The organism is Pantoea vagans (assembly GCF_004792415.1).
Taxonomy (GTDB): Bacteria; Pseudomonadota; Gammaproteobacteria; order Enterobacterales; family Enterobacteriaceae; genus Pantoea; species Pantoea vagans.
The window spans coordinates 2,761,917-2,780,286 of record NZ_CP038853.1 but is presented as its reverse complement, the minus strand read 5'-3'; the positions used below and the strand labels follow the sequence as shown (position 1 = coordinate 2,780,286).

Genomic DNA, 18,370 nt, shown 5'->3' with positions numbered 1-18,370 from the left:
GGCGTACCCTCACCATGCCTCAACTGCTTCGATCTTTTTTGCATGACTCTATTTTGCATTTATTAATCGTGATTGGTGTAGTTCTGGCATTTCTGGCGAATTTCCGCTGGGCCGATCTGCCTGGTGCCGTAGACTGGCATACCATCATCACGCTCACCGGGTTGTTGATTCTGACCAAAGGGCTGGAAACCAGCGGCTACTTTGACGTGCTGGGGGGACGGCTGGTTGCGCGTTTCCGGCATGAACGGGCGCTGGCACTCTTTATGGTGCTGGCTGCAGCGTTGCTCTCGACGTTTTTAACCAACGATGTGGCACTGTTCATTCTGGTGCCGCTGACGCTGACGCTGCGTAAGTTCTCCCGTTTACCGATCTCGCGACTGATTATTTTTGAGGCGCTGGCGGTTAATGCCGGATCGCTGCTGACGCCGGTTGGCAATCCGCAAAACATTCTGTTGTGGAGCCACGGCAAGCTGAGCGTGGTGGCATTTATCGTGCAGATGCTGCCGCTGGCCGCCTGGCTGCTGCTGAGTCTGGTGGTGTTGACCTGGTTCAGCTTTTCAAAGCGGTCGATTGATAAGCATGATAACCCGGAGCAGCCGCAGTGGCAGAAGCCGCTGTTTATCGTCAGCGTCGTGTTGTACCTGCTGTTTATTGCCGGTCTGGAGCTGGAGATCACTGGCTGGATACTGCTGCTGATCCTTGCCACTTTCCTGGTGATGGCACGTCCGGTGCTGCTGCGTATCGACTGGAGCCTGCTGGCGGTGTTTATCGCCATGTTTATTGACGTCTTCCTGCTGACGCGTCTGCCGGTGATGCAGGCGCACTTTGATGCGGTGGCGCATTTCGGCCAGGGACAGCTCTATCTGCTGGCGATTGGTCTGTCTCAGGTGATCAGCAACGTCCCGGCAACGATTCTGCTGCTGCAAAAAGTACCGCCGACTGATGTGCTCGCCTGGGCCGTCAACATCGGCGGATTCGGTCTGCTGCCGGGATCGCTTGCTAACCTGATAGCCCTGCGCATGGCGAAAGACAAAGCTGTCTGGTGGCAATTCCATCTCTTTTCCCTTCCTCTGCTGGCCTGGTCAATGGCCAGCGGCTGGCTGCTGTTGCAGTTACTCCATTAGCCCGGACGCATCCTGCTACGCCCATCAAGTGGCAGGATGTGCGCCATTCCTCAAGTTTCGTAAAGTTGCACTGGATTTTGTCAATTTCCGAGATAAGGTTAACAGGACCTTTATGCCCGGAATCAGGGCCTTAGCCAGTGATGGGAACTATGAGCGAGAATAACCAACGCGATCAACACCAGCAGGACGCAGATAACGCGACGGATAAAAGCCGTCAGTCAGAGGAAAATCAGGACAACGACCAGCAGCCTGAGCGTAAACGCCCCGGTAAAAAGCCGCTGATTATTCTGGCGGTGGTGGTGGTGGTGATGCTGATTGTCGGCTTCTGGTTCTGGTTCTCTACCCGCAATATTGAAACCACCGATGACGCCTTTACTGAAGGCGATGCCGTTACCATTGCGCCTAAAGCGTCCGGCTATGTCGTGAAGCTGCTGGTAAAAGATAACCAGCGGGTGAAGAAGGGCGATCTGCTGGTGGAAATCGATCCCAGCGATAACCGTGCTCAGCGCGAACAGGCTAATGCGCAGCTCGGCTTAGCGGTCGCACAATTGCATCAGGCGCAGGCACAGCTGGCGCTGTCAAAAGTACAGTATCCGGCACAGCGCGATCAGGCGCTGGCGGACGAGGCGAAAGCAGAAGCGAACCTGCTGAATGCGCAGGCGGATTATCGTCGCCAGCGTGGCGTCGACCCGCGTGCGACCAGTCAGCGTAATATCGACAGCGCATCCGCGCAGTTACGTTCGGCGCAGGCGCAGTTACAAAGCGCGAAAGCGCAGGTTGAAGTCGCGTCACAGGTTGCTCTGCAGATTCGTCAGCAGGAGACCAATGTTGAAGCGCGTCAGCAACAGGTTGAGCAGGCGAAAGCGCAGTTAAGTACAGCCGATCTGAATCTCTCCTATACCCAGGTTCGTGCGCCTTATGACGGGTTTATCACTAAACGTAACGTTCAGCTGGGCACCCTGGTGCAGGCCGGTTCCTCTCTGTTCTCGCTGGTCTCACCTGAGATCTGGGTTACGGCGAACTTTAAAGAGTCTCAGCTGCAAAGGATGAATCCGGGCGACAAAGTGGACATCAGCGTTGATGCCTGGCCGGATATGAAGCTGGAAGGGCATGTCGACAGTATTCAGATGGGCTCTGGTTCGCGCTTCTCGACCTTCCCGTCAGAGAACGCCACCGGTAACTACGTGAAAATCGTTCAGCGCGTGCCGGTGAAAATCGTTATCGATAAGGGCCTTGATCCGAACCATCCGCTGCCGCTGGGTCTCTCGGTTGAACCGAAGGTAACCGTGGAATGAGTACGGCGCAGAGCTGGAAACCCGCCAGTAATCCGTGGTTAGTGGCGATCACGGTGACGCTGGCGGTGTTTATGGAGATCCTGGACACCACCATCGTTAACGTGGCGCTGCCGCACATCGCCGGTTCGCTCTCTTCCAGTTACGATGAGTCAACCTGGGTACTGACCTCCTATCTGGTGGCGAACGGCATCGTGCTGCCTATCTCTGCGTTCTTCAGCCGGCTGTTTGGCCGTAAACAGTTTTTCCTGATCTGCATCGTGATGTTTACCATCTGCTCGTTTCTGTGCGGTATTGCCACGGAACTCTGGCAGATCATTCTGTTCCGCGTGCTGCAGGGCTTTTTTGGCGGCGGGTTGCAGCCGGTTCAGCAGTCCGTGCTGCTGGACTACTTCAAGCCGGAAGATCGCGGCAAGGCGTTTGGTCTCTCCTCTATCGCGATTATTGTCGCGCCGGTCATTGGCCCGACATTGGGTGGCTGGATCACCGACAACTACAGCTGGCGCTGGGTCTTCTTTATTAACATTCCGGTCGGCGTGCTGACCGTGCTGGCCATTTATCAGCTGCTGGAAGATCCACCGTGGGAGCGTAAATGGGCCAAAGGCAAACTGAAGATCGATTACATCGGTATCAGTCTGATTACGCTGGGGCTGGGTTGCCTGCAGGTGATGCTGGATCGTGGAGAAGATGAGGACTGGTTCGCTTCACACTTTATCGTGCTGTTTGCGGTGCTGGCGCTGGTCGGCATCGTCGGGGCCATCTACTGGCTGATGTATGCCCGTAAGCCGGTGGTCGATATTCTGGTGATGAAAGACCGCAACTTCTGGGTGGCTGGCCTGCTGATGGCAGGGATGGCGATGATTCTTTATGGCAGCTCCGTGGTGTTGCCACAGCTGGCGCAGCAGGATCTGGGCTACACCGCCACCTGGTCAGGGCTGGTGCTGTCGCCTGGCGCAGTGCTGATTGTATTGACGATTCCGCTGGTGCTGAAACTGATGCCGATTGTACAGACGCGATACATCATCGCGTTTGGCTTCAGCTGTCTGGCCGTGGCGTTTCTCTACTCCTCCACCTTAACGCCCAATGTCGATTTTAAAACATTGGTGTTGATGCGCAGCGCGCAGTCGATCGGGCTGGGTTTCCTGTTTGTCCCGCTCACGACTATCGCCTTTGTCACCATTCCGCAGCGACTCAATGCTGACGCCTCGGCGCTGTTTACCATGTTTCGTAACGTGGCCGGATCGATTGGGATCTCGCTGTCGACCGCGGCCATCACCGAACGCGAGCAGGTACGCTCGGCGCATATGGTGCATAACATGACGCCGCTGAACGAGCCGTTCAACATTACGCTTCAGCACTGGGCGCAGGCGATACGTGATTTTACCTCGGCGGTGGGTGATCCCGTTACGCTGGCAACCGGACAGCTTTATCAGGAGATGATTGCGCAGTCGCGCATCCTCGCTTACATCGATGTCTTCTCAGGCCTGAGTATTGTCGCCCTGATTCTGATTCCATTTTGCTGGCTGCTGTCGCCGATTAAGAGCGAAGGCAGTGCAGGAGCACACTAACATGAAGGTTTATTTCTCTCATCGCCTGAAACCCCTGAGTTTACTGCTGGCCCTGGGGCTGGCAGGCTGCGCCGTCGGACCTGACTATCAGGCACCGAAACCCGCCGTGCCGGGCAGCTACAACACGCTGGATTCGCAGGAGGCGTCAAAACCACAAACTGCCGCGATTAATTCCCGCTGGTGGCGCAGCTTCAACGATCCGCAGCTCGACAGCCTGATTGAGCGGGCGATTGCGGGCAACCTGAGCCTGCAGCAGACGGTGCTGCGCATTGCCGGGGCGCGTGAACAGCTGACACAGGCGCAGGGGAGTCTGTTCCCGAGTCTGAGCGGTTCGGCCAAAGTGACGCGACAGCAGCTCGGACTTAAAGGCTTGCTGGAATCCAATGGCGCGACCGATCAGCTCGACAGCAACGTGGCCAGCCAGCTCAATGGCCTGACCCAGCCGGTTAACCTCTATCAGGGCAGCTTTGATGCCAGCTGGGAACTTGATCTGTGGGGCAAAGTGCGCCGTCAGGTTGAGGCCGCTAATGCTCAACAGCAGGCGGCGATAGAGCAGCGCAATGATGCGCTGGTCTCACTGGAAGCCGAAGTAGCGCGAGCCTGGCTGCAGCTGCGAGGCGCGCAGAGCACCATTCAGACGCTGCAGCAGCAGATTGAGGTGGCGAAGCAGACCACCGAGCTTACGCAGAGTCAGCAGCAGAATGGACTGGCACCGCTGACCGATGTGGAAAATGCCCGAGCCCAGCTCAGCACGCTGCAGGCGCAACTGCCGCAGTATCAGTCACAGGCACGACAGGCGATGAACGGGCTGGCGGTGCTGCTTGGTAAAACGCCGGGTGCGCTGGATGCTGAACTCAGTACGCCAAAAGCGTTACCACCGCTACCGCAGTTTGTCCCGGTGGGTATTCCCTCCACACTGGCACGTCGTCGTCCCGATATTCGTCAGGCTGAAGCGACGCTGCATGCTCAAACCGCTGAGATTGGCGTGTCTGTGGCGCAGCTTTTCCCGAGCCTGTCACTGACGGGTCAGCTGGGCGTGCGCAATACCGACGTCAGCTATCTGGATAACTGGAGCAGCCATTTCTACAGTTACGGTCCGTCGCTGTCGATTCCGATTTTCCAGGGTGGGCAACTGGTGTCGAGCGTCAAACTCGCCCGGGCACAGCAGGCCAGCGCTGCACTGAATTACCGTCAGACGGTGCTGACGGCGTTGCAGGATGTGGAGAATGCGCTGGTCAGCTATCGCGCCGATCAGCAGCGTGTCACTGCGCTGGATGAGACGACCGGTGCCCTTCAGCGCGCCTTTGATCTCGCCAGCGACAGTTACCGGCAGGGGCTTTCAACCTTCCTTGAGGTGCTGGATGCACAGCGTCAGCTGGCGCAGGCACAGGAGCAGGCGACACAGGCGCGGATGCAGAGCGCGCTTGATTTAGTCGCGCTCTATAAAGCGCTGGGCGGCGGCTGGGAAACGTACCAGAACGTTGAGATGCCGCAATATCCGGTATTTGGCCCGGCCACCCAGGCAAATTAGTCCTCTGGCGGTCGCTGCCTCTGTGCAGTAACCGCCCTTAATCTTTATTCCTGTCAGCATCGCGTCAGAGGCTGACAGCCTCTCCCGGCGATTGATGATTATCTAACCTGTTGAATAACCAGGTGTCTCACCGCCGCTCTGTCCGACACAGGCAGCAGAAAATAAACGCGTGATAAGCACAGGGTTATTTTCAGCAGCCGCGAAGCGACGTTATTTTTATGTTGCTGGTGTATTCTGATTCAGCTTTTTGAACTCTGTCACCTTTCTGAATTTATTTCCTGAACGGATTTTTTAAGTCGCCTCATGAGCAGGCAGGTAACCCGGGCGCAACTATTCCTCCACCTGCGTCAGGCAGAACTGTTATTGCACAGCTGAGGGAACTGCGAATAATCTGACTCTGCTGCTAAACGCAGCGGCAAAAAAAGTTAACAGATAGCAGCGGGCATTATTAAAAATTCATCAGGACGGTAATTATTTTGGGCTATTTAACGGCCCGGAGGGCGATTTTTAAGCATAATCTGTAAGCTGGTGTGACTGAGATCGCGATCGGAGCACGTTTTTAATCGGCTATCACCAGGTGCGCATCCGTAAATAATGATGCTGTAAAAACCCACTTTAGTGGATAAGGTAAACGGTCAGCTTTCGGTATAAAGCCTCTGAAATCGTTTTCAACAATGGAACCGGAGCACGATTTGTTGTTAATTCAGCGTTAATAAAACGTCAGGCACTGCCGATTTTAATAGTGCTGTTTTGTCTGAATTAATACTTAAGAATTATCTGTAGCGTAAAAATAATTTATTTTTTTATTTGAATTAGGTAATCTTGGCGCTACAGTTTTATTAACCCCCCTTAATCAAGGACATTGTGATGAGTGACGCATTTAAAGTACTGAACAATATTCGCACATTACGTGCCCAGGCTCGTGAACTGCCACTGACCGATCTTGAAGAGATCCTGGAAAAATTAACCGTTGTTGTTACTGAGCGCCGCGAAGAAGCAGAAGCGGAAGAGACGCAGAATCGCGAAAAAGAAGAAAAGCTGTCTAAATATCGCGAAATGCTGCTGGCTGACGGCATCGATCCTAATGAATTATTAGGTGCGCTGGAAAGCGGAAAAAAACGCACCAAGCGTGCGCCGCGTCCGGCTAAATATTCTTACACCGATGAAAACGGTGAGCAGAAATCATGGACAGGTCAGGGCCGCACCCCGGCAGCGATTAAAAAAGCGCTGGATTCCGGTAAAAGCCTGGACAGTTTCCTGATCGATTGATCAACACAATCCTTGTAAGTGGGAGCCGGGGGGCCATTAGGGTCCTCCGGCTTTTTTATTTCTGTCGGGATATCAATCACCCCGCCAGGAATCCACGCCTGACGCTGGCGTGCGCTGCGTCACATCTGGCATAATAGCCGCCGTTTTTTCATCCATTCTCTTCACAAAGGTCAATGCCGTGTTAGTTAGCAGCAATATCACCATGCAGTTTGGCAGCAAGCCACTGTTCGAAAATATCTCCGTTAAATTTGGCGGCGGTAATCGTTACGGTTTAATCGGTGCGAACGGCAGCGGAAAATCCACCTTCATGAAGATTTTGGGTGGCGATCTGGTGCCTTCAGGCGGCAACGTCTCTTACGATCCCAACGAGCGCATTGGTAAGTTGCGTCAGGATCAGTTCGCCTTTGAACAATTCAGCGTGCTGGACACCGTTATCATGGGTCACCATGAATTATGGGAAGTAAAGCAGGAGCGCGACCGCATTTATTCTTTGCCAGAAATGAGCGAAGAAGAGGGGTATAAAGTCGGCGATCTTGAAGCGCTTTACGGTGAGATGGATGGCTATAGCGCCGAGTCGCGTGCCGGTGAATTATTACTCGGCGTCGGCATTCCGGTTGAACAGCATTATGGCCCGATGAGCGAAATCGCCCCGGGCTTTAAATTGCGTGTGCTGCTGGCGCAGGCACTGTTTTCTAATCCGGATATTTTGTTACTCGACGAACCGACGAACAACCTGGACATCGATACGATTCGCTGGCTGGAGCAGGTGCTGAACGAGCGTGACAGCACCATGATTATCATTTCGCATGACCGTCACTTCCTTAATATGGTCTGCACCCACATGGCCGATTTGGATTATGGCGAGCTTCGGGTTTATTCCGGTAATTATGACGAATATATGACCGCAGCAACGCAGGCACGTGAACGTCTGTTATCTGATAATGCCAAGAAAAAAGCGCAGATTGCTGACTTACAATCGTTCGTCAGTCGTTTTAGCGCCAACGCCTCTAAATCACGTCAGGCGACTTCACGTGCTAAGCAGATGGATAAAATTAAACTGGATGAAGTGAAAGCCTCCAGTCGTCAGAACCCGTTTATCCGTTTTGAGCAGGACAAGAAACTGTTCCGTAATGCGCTGGAAGTGGAAGGATTAACCAAAGGATTTGATAACGGTCCGCTGTTTAAGAATTTAAATCTGCTGCTGGAAGTGGGCGAGAAGCTGGCGGTAATCGGTGCCAACGGTATTGGTAAATCGACGCTGTTGAAATCGCTGGTGGGTCAGCTTACGCCAGATAATGGCACGGTTAAATGGTCAGAGAATGCGCGTATTGGTTATTACGCTCAGGATCACGCCGATGATTTTGCCAATGATCTGACGGTATTTGACTGGATGAGTCAGTGGAAACAGCCGGGCGATGATGAGCAGACCATTCGCGGTATTCTTGGTCGTCTGCTGTTTTCGCAGGATGATATTAAGAAGCCGGCCAAAGTGCTTTCCGGTGGTGAGAAGGGTCGTATGCTGTTCGGTAAGCTGATGATGGAAAAACCGAACATTCTGATTATGGATGAGCCGACCAACCACCTCGATATGGAGTCGATTGAATCGCTCAATATGGCGCTGGAGATGTATGAAGGCACGCTGGTGTTTGTTTCGCATGACCGCGAATTTGTCAGCTCGCTGGCAACCCGCGTGATTGAGCTGAAAGCAGACAAGGTGGTGGACTTCACCGGTAATTACGAAGATTACCTGCGCAGTCAGGGTATCGTCTGATAAAAAACGGGGTGGCGCAGGCCACCCCGTTTTTTTTGCCCCGCAGTGCTGAGCGCCCATTGATGAATTATGCGACTTTCCGATCTGACCGTGTTCCCTAAGCAGGTAAAACGTCATTACTGTGTGGGCTTCAGGGAGCATACGCCTTTCGCAAAGACGCAAAAGACGCCATCCATGGCATGCTCAGCGCGGGCCGTCCCTGGCCCGCGATGCTTTGCTACAGGCGTATGCTCCCTTCGCTTTAAGCTTTGAGCTGTCTGTAAGTGGATTGAGCGTAGTTTTGGGGCTCAACGCAGGCCCTTCAGGTAAAGCCAGTTCAGAGTGAATTTGGCTGCAACGCAAATGTTCAAGGCGCAGGGAACATGGTCAGAGGAGGAAAGCGTCCTGCGCCATGGACAAAAACGCCGGGAGCGTTTTTGAACAACGCGAAGCGTTGGCCCGGTTACGGGCGCACCTCAGGGATGAGGTGCGTAATCGCGCGGGCAGAGCGCCCAGGGATGGTTTAAGCGACTTTCCGATCTGACCGTGTTCCCTAAAGCAGGCAGAGTTCAAAACAGCGCTGGCTTCATGGAGCAGATGTATTGCTTTTGACGTTAAGCCCCACCGCTACACACTTCACAATGCGCGTCCTGCGCCACTTTCATGCTGCGGAACTCCGCGCTCATCGCATCATACATCAGCAACCGGCTGGTGGCGGGCGCGCCAAAAGATGTCAGCACTTTAATGGCTTCCATCGCCTGCATCGCACCAATCACACCCACCAGCGGGGCCATGACGCCCGCCTCCACGCAGCTCAGGGTCTGTTCGCCAAACAGGCGGCTGATGCAGCGATAGCAGGGGGTGCCGGGCTGCCAGTTGAATACGCTGATCTGACCTTCCATCCGAATCGCGGCGCCTGAAACCAGTGGCACCCGCTGCTGTCGGCAGAGCCGGTTAAGCTGCTCACGAACCGCAACATTGTCAGTGCAGTCCAGCACCACCTGCTGACGGGCAATCAGCGCCAGCAGCGCCACATCGTCCAGCTGTCCATTAACCGGATGCAGCTGGCAGTGCGGATTGATGGCGGCCAGACTTTGTGCGGCAGAGTCCACTTTAGCGCGGCCGATATCCGCGTCATGATGCAGGATCTGCCGTTGCAGGTTGGAGTGCGACACGGTATCGTAGTCCAGCAGCGTCAGATTGCCGACGCCAGCAGAAGCAAGGTAGGGCGCAGCCGCGCAGCCCAGCCCGCCCAGCCCGACGACCAGCGCGTGGCTGGCTTTCAGCCGCTCCTGCCCGTCAAAATCAAAGCCGCGCAGAACAATCTGTCGGTTGTAGCGCAGCATCTCCTCATCACTTAATTCAGGCAGCATTTACGCCTCCAGCAGGGCGTTGAACGGTTCCACCTCAACCCATTCACCCGGTTCCACGTTGCCGCGATCCCGTTCCAGCACAATAAAGCAGTTCGCCTGAGCAAAAGAGCTGAAGACGTGCGAACCCTGCATCCCGGTGGTCTCTACCTCCAGTTCACCCTGTGCGTTCTGGCGCAGGATGCCGCGCTGGAAGTCGAGGCGACCCGGTGACTTTTTCAGGCGCGAGGCGCAGCGCACTTTCTGACGGGGTGGCAAGGCGGATTTCTGCTGGCCGGTGAGGGTGGCAAGCAGCGGCTGCACCAGTTGATAGAAAGTGACGGCGGCGGAGACCGGGTTACCCGGCAGGCCACAGAACCAGCTGCTGTTGAGGCGGCCAAAGGCAAACGGTTTGCCGGGCTTAATCGCCAGCTTCCAGAAACTGATGGCACCGAGCTCTTCCAGCATGCTTTTGGTGAAGTCCGCTTCACCCACAGAAACGCCGCCGGTGCTGATCACCACATCGGCCTGCCGATCGGCTTCCTCAAATGCGGCGCGCAGAGCAGTGGGATCATCTTTGATAATGCCAAGGTCGATGACTTCGCAGCCCAGCTTATGCAGCATCAGCGAGACCGCAAAACGGTTGGTGTCATATATCTGGCCGTCTGCCAGCGGCTCACCGACCGGCTGAAGTTCATCACCGGTGGAGAAGATAGCCACCCGCAGTTTTCGCAGCACGCTCACCTGCGCGATACCCAGCGAGGCGAGCAGCGGCAGCTCGGCGGCACCCAGACGCGTACCCGCTTCCAGCACTACATGGCCCGGCTGAATGTCGTCGCCGGTCAGGCGAATATTCTGTCCCTGACGCACCGGCGCGGTAATGACAATCGCATCGCCCTGAGCTTCGGTCTGCTCCTGCATTACTACCGCTTCACAGCCTGCGGGCACCGGCGCACCGGTCATGATGCGAATCACGCTGCCCTGCGGCCACTCACCGCTGAACGGCGCGCCAGCAAAGGCCTTGCCTGCCACGGGAAGCGGCTGTCCGCTGCTGACATCGGCCAGCCTGACGGCGTAGCCGTCCATCGCGGAGTTATCAAAGGGCGGCACGGCAATCGGTGAGGTGACTGCGGTTGCGGTGATGCGCCCGACCGCCTCGGCCAGCGACACGCTCAGTGAGTCGGTGACGGGCGTCAGCTGTGACAGCATTTTTTGTTGCGCCTCCTCAAGGGAGATCAAACCTGCAGTAAAACTTTCCATGAACAGTCCAGCCTGGTTATTTCAGATGCTGCCTATTATGGTGGGAATTGGTCGCTGAGTCACATCGGCGTCGGCCTGACCTGCCGGTCATTGCGACCAAAGTGAAATATGGCGGTAAGAAAAGGTTATAACCACAGGAACAGTTTCCGCTTTACAACACTTAGCAGGCTTTCTATAGTCAAAAATCACCAAAAATGGGTGAAAACCATTTTAAATCAGTGTTTTTCGTCCTGATGCAATCACAGGGTAGAGCGTTATGGTCAATGCAGTGATCGCCATTCACGGCGGCGCAGGTGCGATTTCGCGCGCAGCAATGAGCGCTGAAAAGGAACAACGCTACCGTCAGGCGCTCCACGATATTGTCACTCAGGGTCAGCAGATACTGGCTCAGGGCGGCAGTGCACTCGATGCGGTAACCGAGGCTGTACGACTGCTTGAAGAGTGTCCGCTGTTTAACGCGGGCAAAGGCGCGGTCTTCACCCATCAGGGCACCCATGAACTTGATGCCTGCATTATGGATGGCCGCACGCTGGATGTCGGCGCGGTCGCAGGCGTAACGCGATTACGTAATCCGGTCCTGGCGGCACGTGCCGTGCTGGATAAAAGCGAGCATGTGCTGTTTATCGGGGAAGGCGCAGAGCAGTTTGCCGTGGCGCAGGGGCTGGAAACGGTCGATCCTGATTTCTTTTCGACGCCGGAACGCTGGGAGCAGCTGCAGCGCGCGCTCAACAGCGCTACCTCGGTGCTGGACCATGATGGTGCCGCACACAGCGACGACCCGCTCGACCCGGACCGTAAGTTCGGCACTGTCGGGGCGGTCGCGCTGGATCTGGCGGGCAACCTCGCTGCGGCCACGTCAACGGGCGGGATGACCAATAAGCAGGCCGGACGCGTCGGCGACTCGCCGCTGCCGGGCGCGGGCTGCTACGCCAGCAACGACAGCGTGGCGGTCTCCTGTACCGGCACCGGTGAAGTGTTTATGCGGACGCTGGCGGCCTACGATGTGGCCGCGCAGATGCGCTATGCCGGACGCTCGTTGCAGCAGGCGAGTGTTAACGTTATTCATGACAGCGTGCTGGAACTGGGCGGCAGTGGCGGCTTAATTGCCGTCGATCGCGCAGGCAACGTGGCGCTGCCGTTCAACAGCGAAGGCATGTACCGGGGCGTTGCGCGGGTCGGCGAGGCGGCTGACGTCGCTATCTATCGCGAAAGTTAAGGATGCAGAAATGAGCGACAGGCAAACGCTACCGCCGCTGGCCCCTGATCAGGTGCTGGCGGTGCGCGATCTCAGTGTGCGTTTTCAGCACGAAGCCACCGTCACAGACGCGGTGCGTCATTTGTCACTCGATCTGTTTCGCGGCGAAACGCTGGCGCTGGTAGGCGAGTCAGGTTCAGGAAAATCGGTCACCTCGCTGGCGCTGATGCGACTGATTGAGCAGGCTGGCGGCAGGGTGAGCGGCGAGGTGCAATTACGTCGTCGCAATGGCGAGGTGCTGGATCTGATGCGCGCCTCAAAAAGTCAGATGCGTCGGGTGCGCGGCGCGGATATGGCGATGATCTTTCAGGAGCCAATGACCTCGCTGAATCCGGTCTTCTCCGTGGGCGAGCAGATAGCTGAATCCATCCGGCTTCATCAGGGGCTGAGCCACGCCGCGGCACTGGCAGAGGCGCGCCGGATGCTTGATCTGGTGCGCATTCCCGATGCGCACAATGTTCTGTCTCGTTTCCCGCATCAGCTCTCAGGCGGAATGCGTCAGCGCGTGATGATTGCGATGGCGCTCTGCTGCAAACCGGCGCTGCTGATTGCCGATGAGCCGACCACCGCACTCGACGTCACTATTCAGGCACAGATTCTGCAACTCATCCGCGTGCTGCAAAAAGAGATGCAGATGGGGGTGATTTTTATCACGCACGATATGGGCGTGGTCGCCGAAATGGCCGATCGCGTTCAGGTCATGTATCGCGGCGATGTGGTGGAGAATGCGCCCGTCGCCGAACTGTTCAGCGCACCGCAGCAGCCCTACACCCAGGCGCTGCTGGCCGCGGTGCCCAGGCTCGGATCGATGCAGGGCCAGCCGCTGCCGGCCAAATTTCCGCTGCTGCATAGCGACGCGGTTGATGACGTGCCGCAGGATACGGTTCGCCGCCTGCAGCCCCCCATTCTGCAGGTACGCGATCTGGTCACCCGCTTCGATATTCGCGGCGGCCTGCTGAATCGCGTCAAAAGCCGGGTTCATGCCGTCGAAAAAGTCAGTTTTGATCTCTATGCCGGAGAGACCCTGGCGCTGGTGGGGGAGTCGGGCTGTGGTAAATCGACCACCGGACGCTCACTGCTGAAGCTGGTTGCCAGCCAGGGCGGCACGCTGACATTTGACGGACAGCGCATCGACCATCTCTCAGGTGCTGCACTCGCCCATCTGCGGCGCGATATTCAGTTTATTTTCCAGGATCCCTACGCCTCGCTTGATCCCCGGCTGACGGTTGGCTTCTCAATTATGGAGCCGCTGCTGGTCCATAAGGCGATGCCGCGTCGCGAGGCGGAGCAGCGTGTCGCCTGGTTACTGGATAAAGTCGGTCTGCTGCCGGAACATGCTCAGCGCTATCCGCATGAATTTTCCGGCGGGCAGCGCCAGCGTATCTGTATTGCCCGCGCGCTGGCGCTGAATCCGAAGGTCGTCATCGCCGATGAGTCCGTCTCGGCGCTGGATGTGTCGATTCAGGCGCAGATTATTAATCTGATGCTCGACCTGCAGCGCGAATTTGGCATCGCCTTTCTGTTTATTTCTCACGATATGGCGGTGGTGGAGCGTGTCAGCCACCGTGTGGCGGTAATGTATCTCGGTCAGATTGTTGAGATAGGGCCGCGTCAGGCGGTGTTTGAACAGCCTCAGCACCCCTATACCCGAAAACTCATGGCCGCGGTGCCGGTAGCCGATCCGGCGCACCGGCGTCGTGAACGCGCCTTACTGGTCGATGAGATCCCCAGCCCGATTCATGCGTTAGGGGATGAACCTGAAGTGGCGCCGCTGATGGAGGTGGCTCCGGGTCATTTCGTCGCCCGCCACGTTATCAGCGCGACCTGAACAGTGAAGATGTCGCCCCGGCGACCAACCCGATAGGGATTACAGGAGAACAAGATGCAGATTACGATGCGTAAAGGGTTACTGGCGGCTGGCGTGTTAAGCAGCGCAATGACATTGCCCGCCTGGGCAGCACAGGATGCGGTGATTGCCGTCGCGTCCAACTTCACCACGCTCGATCCCTATGATGCCAACGACACGCTGTCGCAGGCGGTGGCGAAATCGTTCTATCAGGGGCTGTTTGGCTTCGATAAGGATATGAAACTTACCAATGTGCTGGCGGAGAGCTACCAGGCCAGCGCCGACGGCCTGACGTACACGATTAAGCTGCGCTCCGGGGTTAAATTCCAGGATGGCACGGACTTCAATGCGGACGCGGTGAAGGTCAACCTCGATCGCGCCAGCAATCCGGATAACCATCTTAAGCGCTACAACCTGTTCAAACGCATTGCCAGCACCGAAGTCGTCGATCCGACCACGGTGAAAGTGACGCTGAAAGAGCCGTTCTCGGCCTTTATCAACAATCTGGCCCATCCGGCGGCAGCAATGATTTCGCCTGCCGCGCTGAAAAAATATGGCAAAGAGATCGGTTTCCATCCGGTGGGCACCGGTCCGTTTGTGTTTGAAACCTGGAATCAGACCGACTTTGTGAAGGTGAAGAAATGGGATGGCTACTGGAAACCGGGCTATCCGAAGCTGGACAGCATTACCTGGCGACCGGTGGTGGATAACAACACCCGCGCGGCCATGCTGCAGACCGGCGAAGCGAACCTTGCGTTCCCGGTGCCTTATGAGCAGGCAAAACTGCTGGAGAAGAACAGCAAGCTCGATGTGGTGACCACGCCTTCGATTATGCAGCGTTACATCAGCCTTAACGTCACGCAGAAGCCGTTCGACAATCCGAAGGTGCGTGAAGCGCTGGAGTATGCCATCAACCGTCAGGCGCTGGCGAAAGTGGCCTTCGCCGGTTACGCCACGCCTGCGACCGGCATCGTGCCGCCCGCCATCGACTTTGCGCAGACCTATCCGGCTATCAGCTACGATCCCGCTAAAGCGAAAGCGCTGCTGAAAGAGGCAGGCTACCCGAACGGATTTGAAACTACGCTCTGGTCGTCGCACAACCACAGCACCGCGCAGAAGGTGCTGCAGTTCACTCAGCAGCAGCTGGCGCAGATTGGCGTGAAGGTAAAAGTCACGGCGATGGATGCGGGTCAGCGTGCTGCTGAAGTCGAAGGTAAAGGCCAGAAAGAGAGCGGCGTGCGCATGTTCTACACCGGCTGGTCCGCCTCAACCGGTGAAGCCGACTGGGCGCTGACGCCACTGTTTGCCACCGCAGCCTGGCCACCGGCAATCTTCAACACCGCGTTTTACAGCAATCCGAAGGTCGATAAAGATCTGGCCGATGCGCTGAAAACTACCGACAGTGCTGAAAAAGCGCGTCTCTACAAAGAGGCACAGGACACCATCTGGCAGGACCATCCGTGGATCCCGCTGGTGGTTGAGCAACTGGTTTCTGCCAACAGCAAAAACCTGACTGGTTTTTATGTGATGCCCGATACCTCATTCAATTTTGATGAGGCCACGCTGAAGTAACGGAGCCGGCCAGCCCGTGTGGCTGGCCGCAACTGCAGGATGTTGCATGTTTAACTACTTTCTCAAACGACTGTTTGGGCTGATCCCCACGCTGCTGATCGTGGCGGTGCTGGTATTCCTGTTTGTTCACCTGCTGCCGGGCGACCCGGCACGCCTGATCGCCGGGCCGGAAGCGGATGCCTCGGTGGTGGCGCTGGTGCGTCAGGAGCTGGGTCTGGATCTGCCGCTGCCACAGCAGTTCTGGCACTTTATGCTGAATGCGCTGCAGGGTGATTTCGGTCAGTCGATGGTCTCAAAGCGGCCGGTTGCGGATGAGATCGCCTCACGCTTTATGCCGACACTGTGGCTGACGCTGGCCAGTATGATCTGGGCGGTGATTTTTGGCATGACTATCGGCATCGTTTCGGCGGTCTGGCGTAACCGCTGGCCCGATCGGCTGGGGATGACGCTGGCGGTGTCGGGCATTTCGTTTCCCGCCTTTGCGCTGGGGATGCTGCTGATGCAGGTCTTCTCGGTTGAGCTGGGCTGGCTGCCCACCGTCGGCGCTGAGAGCTGGAAGCATTACATTCTGCCCTCCATCACCTTAGGTGCAGCGGTCGCCGCGGTCATGGCACGGTTTACCCGCGCCTCGTTCGTGGAGGTGATGCAGGAAGATTACATGCGTACCGCCCGGGCCAAAGGGGTACGCGAGTCGCTGGTGGTGGTGAAACATGGCCTGCGCAACGCGATGATCCCTGTGGTCACGATGATGGGGCTGCAGTTTGGTTTTCTGCTGGGTGGCTCAATCGTGGTCGAGGTGGTGTTTAACTGGCCGGGCCTGGGGCGTCTGCTGGTCGACTCCGTGGCGATGCGCGACTATCCGGTTATTCAGGCCGAAGTACTGCTGTTTTCACTGGAGTTTATTCTGATCAATCTGTTTGTCGACATGCTCTATGCGGTGATTAACCCCGCTATTCGCTTTAAGGAGTCGCGATGAAAAACTGGCGACGTGAAGCGGCCCTGAAAACGATGCCGCTGATAGCGGAGAACCGGGTACGTACGCCGTGGCGTGAGTTCTGGCGACGCTTCCGGCGTCAGCCGGTGGCGCTGCTGGCCGGGGTGTTTGTGCTGATACTGATTGTACTGGCAGTGATCGCCCCATGGATTGCGCCGTTCGACGCAGAGAACTACTTCGATTATGACCGGCTCAACGACGGTCCGTCGCTGATGCATTATTTTGGCGTCGATTCGCTGGGTCGCGACATCTTCAGCCGGGTGCTGGTCGGCACGCGTATTTCCCTGATTGCTGGCTTTTTCTCGGTGGTCATTGGCGCAGTGATTGGCACGCTGTTTGGTCTGCTGGCCGGTTATTACGAAGGCTGGTGGGACCGTATCACCATGCGCATCTGTGATGTGCTGTTTGCCTTTCCCGGCATTCTGCTGGCGATTGCGGTGGTGGCGATTATGGGCAGCGGCATGAGCAACGTGATTGTGGCGGTCGCTATCTTCAGTATCCCTGCCTTTGCCCGTCTGGTACGCGGTAACACGCTGGTGCTGAAGCATCAGACCTATATTGAGTCGGCACGCAGCATCGGCGCGTCTGACTGGACGATCCTGATGCGGCATATCCTGCCGGGCACGGTATCGCCGATTGTGGTCTATTTCACGATGCGGGTTGGTACCTCCATCATTACCGCCGCCAGTCTGTCGTTTCTCGGACTGGGCGCGCAGCCGCCCACGCCGGAGTGGGGCGCCATGCTGAATGAGGCGCGGGCCGACATGGTGATTGCCCCGCACGTGGCGATTTTCCCCAGTCTGGCGATTTTCTTCACGGTTCTGGCATTTAATTTGCTCGGTGACGGGCTACGTGACGCACTTGATCCTAAACTAAAGAAATGAAACCTTTCGATTATGATCAGGACTTCAGCACGATCGACTTCCGCCAGCATCCCGAGCTTTATCAGGTCGGGCGAGGTGAGCAGGGTGTGCTGATGGTCGAGCCTTATAAAGGCGAAATTCTGCCGCACTGGCGTTTTCGCACCGTTCCCATTGCTGAAGAGTCGGCTGAAAAAATCATGGCGCTGTTTGAGGATTACCGGCGTCAGGACGATTTTGTCGGCATGGATATGGCGCGCAAATTTATCCAGATGGGGTACACCCGTGCGCGGCGTTACAGTAACCACAAAGGCGGACGCAAATATGACGCGGACGGCAAGGAGCTGCCGCGCGGCGTCAACGAGGAAAAGGCCGCTGCGGCCGCTATCTTCAAAGGCTATTGGGACAAGCTGCGTGAGGATGAGGATTATCTGCGCCGCAAAAAAGCGCATCAGCAGCAGTATGGTTAACCGCTAAATTTCCTCCCCCGGCCACCTCCACCGTGGCTGCCATCATTGCCTGAACCCGCCCGGCTCATTCTCCGGGCGTTATCCTGCTCCCCTTTGCCAGCTCTGAAAGGCCAGATGCCAATGAGAAATCTTTGGTTTCGTTCAAACTGCGACGTAAAGTAGTGAAAAAACGCGTAAAAGCCGGTCCACAACTCGGATAAAAAAAGCGGGTGGATCACACTCTGCCTTTT

14 protein-coding genes are annotated in these 18,370 nt (G+C 56.5%); 12 read left to right on the top strand and 2 right to left on the bottom strand.

Translation table 11 applies throughout. The annotated features are described in order from the left end of the window. Positions 1 to 14: 14 nt before the first annotated feature. The 6 genes from EGO56_RS13120 to EGO56_RS13095 all read left to right on the top strand — a co-directional run bounded on the left by EGO56_RS13120 (position 15) and on the right by EGO56_RS13095 (position 8,555). Positions 15 to 1,124: an SLC13 family permease gene (locus EGO56_RS13120; RefSeq protein ID WP_135909586.1), complete on the top strand. Its 1,110-nt coding sequence runs from the start codon at positions 15 to 17 to the stop codon at positions 1,122 to 1,124. A 149-nt stretch (positions 1,125 to 1,273) separates the two neighbouring features. Further along, positions 1,274 to 2,419 (top strand): HlyD family secretion protein, encoded by a 1,146-nt coding sequence (locus EGO56_RS13115; RefSeq protein WP_135909585.1) that lies wholly within the window; start codon positions 1,274 to 1,276, stop codon positions 2,417 to 2,419. Beyond that, the gene (locus tag EGO56_RS13110) at positions 2,416 to 3,984 is read left to right on the top strand and encodes a DHA2 family efflux MFS transporter permease subunit (protein ID WP_013357256.1); all 1,569 of its coding nucleotides are present in this window, start codon (positions 2,416 to 2,418) and stop codon (positions 3,982 to 3,984) included. Before EGO56_RS13115 ends, EGO56_RS13110 begins: the two co-directional genes overlap by 4 nt. Before the next feature lies 1 nt (position 3,985). Further along, complete coding sequence (locus EGO56_RS13105) at positions 3,986 to 5,515, top strand: efflux transporter outer membrane subunit (RefSeq protein ID WP_135909583.1); 1,530 nt, start codon at positions 3,986 to 3,988, stop codon at positions 5,513 to 5,515. 867 nt (positions 5,516 to 6,382) lie between these two features. Next, positions 6,383 to 6,784, top strand: coding sequence for an H-NS family histone-like protein (locus tag EGO56_RS13100; RefSeq protein WP_003850507.1), 402 nt, complete (start codon positions 6,383 to 6,385; stop codon positions 6,782 to 6,784). A gap of 178 nt (positions 6,785 to 6,962) precedes the next feature. After that, positions 6,963 to 8,555 (top strand): ABC-F family ATPase, encoded by a 1,593-nt coding sequence (locus EGO56_RS13095; RefSeq protein WP_033782451.1) that lies wholly within the window; start codon positions 6,963 to 6,965, stop codon positions 8,553 to 8,555. 593 nt (positions 8,556 to 9,148) lie between these two features. Here EGO56_RS13095 and moeB read toward each other — a convergent pair. Beyond that, positions 9,149 to 9,907, bottom strand: coding sequence for a molybdopterin-synthase adenylyltransferase MoeB (moeB, locus tag EGO56_RS13090; protein WP_135909582.1), 759 nt, complete (start codon positions 9,905 to 9,907; stop codon positions 9,149 to 9,151). Then, the gene (gene moeA / locus EGO56_RS13085) at positions 9,908 to 11,143 is read right to left on the bottom strand and encodes a molybdopterin molybdotransferase MoeA (RefSeq protein WP_135909580.1); all 1,236 of its coding nucleotides are present in this window, start codon (positions 11,141 to 11,143) and stop codon (positions 9,908 to 9,910) included. Between the two features lie 256 nt (positions 11,144 to 11,399). On the opposite strand from moeA, the gene EGO56_RS13080 reads away from it, so the two are divergent. From EGO56_RS13080 to EGO56_RS13055, 6 genes are read left to right on the top strand one after another with little or no spacing between them, the layout of a single operon-like run. Next, the gene (locus EGO56_RS13080; protein WP_135909578.1) at positions 11,400 to 12,359 is read left to right on the top strand and encodes an isoaspartyl peptidase/L-asparaginase family protein; all 960 of its coding nucleotides are present in this window, start codon (positions 11,400 to 11,402) and stop codon (positions 12,357 to 12,359) included. A 10-nt stretch (positions 12,360 to 12,369) separates the two neighbouring features. Then, the gene (locus EGO56_RS13075) at positions 12,370 to 14,226 is read left to right on the top strand and encodes a dipeptide ABC transporter ATP-binding protein (RefSeq protein WP_135909576.1); all 1,857 of its coding nucleotides are present in this window, start codon (positions 12,370 to 12,372) and stop codon (positions 14,224 to 14,226) included. Positions 14,227 to 14,280: 54 nt separating this feature from the next. After that, a complete protein-coding gene (gene gsiB, locus EGO56_RS13070; RefSeq protein WP_135909574.1) occupies positions 14,281 to 15,816 on the top strand; it encodes a glutathione ABC transporter substrate-binding protein GsiB in 1,536 nt (511 codons plus the stop codon). Between the two features lie 46 nt (positions 15,817 to 15,862). Continuing rightward, positions 15,863 to 16,792 carry a glutathione ABC transporter permease GsiC gene (gene gsiC / locus EGO56_RS13065; protein ID WP_013357265.1) on the top strand — a complete coding sequence of 310 codons (930 nt, stop codon included), beginning with the start codon at positions 15,863 to 15,865 and terminating at the stop codon, positions 16,790 to 16,792. Beyond that, positions 16,789 to 17,694 (top strand): glutathione ABC transporter permease GsiD, encoded by a 906-nt coding sequence (gene gsiD, locus EGO56_RS13060; RefSeq protein WP_013357266.1) that lies wholly within the window; start codon positions 16,789 to 16,791, stop codon positions 17,692 to 17,694. The genes gsiC and gsiD overlap by 4 nt, the downstream gene beginning before the upstream one ends. Then, positions 17,691 to 18,140 carry a DUF4385 domain-containing protein gene (locus tag EGO56_RS13055; protein ID WP_095707465.1) on the top strand — a complete coding sequence of 150 codons (450 nt, stop codon included), beginning with the start codon at positions 17,691 to 17,693 and terminating at the stop codon, positions 18,138 to 18,140. The genes gsiD and EGO56_RS13055 overlap by 4 nt, the downstream gene beginning before the upstream one ends. Positions 18,141 to 18,370: the final 230 nt, after the last annotated feature.